Annotated in this window: 3 protein-coding genes; 2 read left to right on the top strand and 1 reads right to left on the bottom strand. The window is 69.3% G+C overall.

Features of this window, described 5'->3' with window-relative positions:
- Nucleotides 1–375: 375 nt before the first annotated feature.
- Nucleotides 376–720 carry a metal-sensitive transcriptional regulator gene (locus ACWELQ_RS43940; protein WP_379353710.1) on the bottom strand — a complete coding sequence of 115 codons (345 nt, stop codon included), beginning with the start codon at nt 718–720 and terminating at the stop codon, nt 376–378.
- 96 nt (nt 721–816) lie between these two features.
- Here ACWELQ_RS43940 and ACWELQ_RS43935 point away from each other — a divergent pair, with 96 nt between their 5' ends.
- A complete protein-coding gene (locus ACWELQ_RS43935) occupies nt 817–1,632 on the top strand; it encodes an S-methyl-5'-thioadenosine phosphorylase (protein ID WP_379353708.1) in 816 nt (271 codons plus the stop codon).
- Between the two features lie 229 nt (nt 1,633–1,861).
- The coding region (locus ACWELQ_RS43930) for an NAD-dependent epimerase/dehydratase family protein (RefSeq protein WP_452402893.1) at nt 1,862–2,329 on the top strand (468 nt) is incomplete at its 3' end.

Here is a 2,329-nt window from a genome sequence, read left to right as displayed (position 1 = left end):
TGCAGATCCGAGGTGTCGGCGTGCAGGTCCTTGTCGCGGAAGGTCTCCAAGCGGAGCTCGCCGCGGCTCCCGCCGCGCCGCCCCCGGCTGGCAGTCCGGCCCCGACCGCTGGGCCCTCCCCATGTCCCTGGTCTCCTACCCCGGCGGCATCACGGCCTGCTGAAAACCCGAGCGCAAGGGTTCGGGGGAAGCCCCTTGGGCGTGACGCAGGGGTTCAGGCGAAGCCCTTGGGCGTGACACAGGGGTTCAGGCGAAGCCCTTGGGCGTGACACAGGGGTTCGGGCGAAGCCCCTGGGTGTGACGCAGGGGCTCAGGCGAAGCTCCTGGGGCGTGGAAGGGGTTTCAGGGGAAGCCCCTGAGAGTTACGAGAGTTGGTCAGCTCCGGACGAGCCGGGCGATGGCGTCCGTCGCCTCTTTGATCTTGGCTTCGGCCTCGGGCCCACCTGCCACGGCCGCGTCGACGACGCAGTGGCTGATGTGGTCCTCGAGCAGGCCCATGGCGACCGCCTGCAGGGCCTTGGTCATGGCCGACACCTGGGTGAGGATGTCGATGCAGTACTTCTCCTCGTCGACCATGCGCTGCAGGCCGCGGGCCTGGCCCTCGATGCGGCGCAGGCGCTTGAGGTAGTCGTCCTTGGCGGTGATGTAGCCGTGCGTGGCGTGGTCGTGGCAGGACTGGTCGGCCGTGGTCTCTGCCGTGGCGGTCTTGTCGTCGGTCACCTGCTTGTCCTGTCTCCGAGGCGGTAAATACCCCCCTAGGGTACATGGTTCGCCCTGGTCCCACCACTCATGCGCGCATGCGCAAGAATCGTGGCCATGAGTTCGGATGCACGGGCGACCCTCGCCATTATCGGAGGCAGTGGGTTCTACGACTTCTTCGGCGACGACGCCACCACGGTCGAGGTCGAGACCCCCTACGGCGCGCCCAGCGCGCCCATCACCATCGGTCAGGTGGAGGGACGCGCGGTCGCGTTCCTGCCCCGGCACGGCCGCAAGCACGAGTACTCCCCGCACACCGTGCCCTACCGCGCGAACATGTGGGCCCTGCGGACGCTGGGCGTGCGCCGCATCTTCGGCCCGTGTGCCGTCGGCAGCCTGCGCGCGGACTGGGGTCCGGGCACCGTGGCCGTGCCCGACCAGCTGGTGGACCGCACCTCCGGCCGCGCCCAGACCTTCTACGACACCGGCGGCGTGCACGTCTCCTTCGCCGACCCGTACTGCGACGAACTGCGCACCGCCGCAATCGCTTCGCTCGGCGAGGAGCTGCCCTCGCACGACCACGGCACCATGGTCGTGGTGGAGGGCCCGCGCTTCTCCACCCGCGCCGAGAGCCGCTGGTTCGCCGGTCAGGGCTGGGAGCTGGTCAATATGACCGGGCACCCGGAGGCCGTGCTCGCCCGCGAACTCGAAATGTGCTATTCCGCAATCGCTCTGGTCACCGATCTGGATGCCGGGCTGGAGTCGGGTGCGGGCGTCAGCGCCGCCGATGTGTTCGCCGAGTTCGAGAAGAACCTGGTGCCGTTCAAGGCGCTGGTGCGCCGCGCCGTCGCCGCCGTCGAAGGCGACGAGACCTGCGACAACTGCCGCGTGCTGACCGGCACCGGCGTGCAGCTGCCGTTCGAACTGCCGTAACAGCTCGAACGGCCGTAAACGGCCGAGGACTGCCGCCCGAGCGACCGGGGCACCACACTGTGCCCCGCGGTGCGCCATTGCACCTGCTCGCGGCGGCATCTCCGGGAATTACTGCTTCGCCCGGAATGCCCGTCAACAAATAGGTATTCGGGTTACGGACCCCGTTGGATGTGAGCATCCGCGGGCGGTCGAATACCCTGGACGCATGAATGCGGGCGGTCCGGACCCCCTGCGCGTCCTGCTGACCGGCGCGGCCGGTTATCTGGGCTCCCACGTCCAGCGTGCGCTCCTGGCGGCGGGGCACGAGGTGATCGGCGTCGATCTGCTGCTGGATGCCGTGCACGGCCCGAATCCGACTGTCCCCGAAGGGGTTCAGCGCCTCGACATCCGCGATCCCGACGCCCTCGAACCTCTGCTCGACGGTGTGGACGTGGTCTGTCATCTGGCGGCCGCGGTCCCGGTGCCGCGATTGATCGCGGAGCCGTCCCGTGGCGGATCGAATTCTCCCGCACCACAAGAACTCCCACGCTCGAATGCGGACCCGGCCGACGGCGACGCGCACCTCCCCGAGTCGGCACGGCACGAACACGCGCCCGGACGGGTGGGGCAGCGCGACGACTCCGGCGGCCACGGCACCGGGCCCATGAATCTCGCCTACTTCGGCACCACCACCATCGCCGGGCACGGCACCGACAAT

It is taken from the genome of Nocardia sp. NPDC004722 (assembly GCF_053601505.1).
The sequence above is the reverse complement of the archived record's forward strand: the minus strand, read 5'-3'. Positions and strand labels throughout refer to the sequence as shown.

What these genes read in the sequence shown, in the direction of transcription:
- ACWELQ_RS43935 (WP_379353708.1), top strand. Translation starts at nt 817, where the DNA reads ATGAGTTCGGATGCACGGGCGACCCTCGCCATTATCGGAGGCAGTGGG.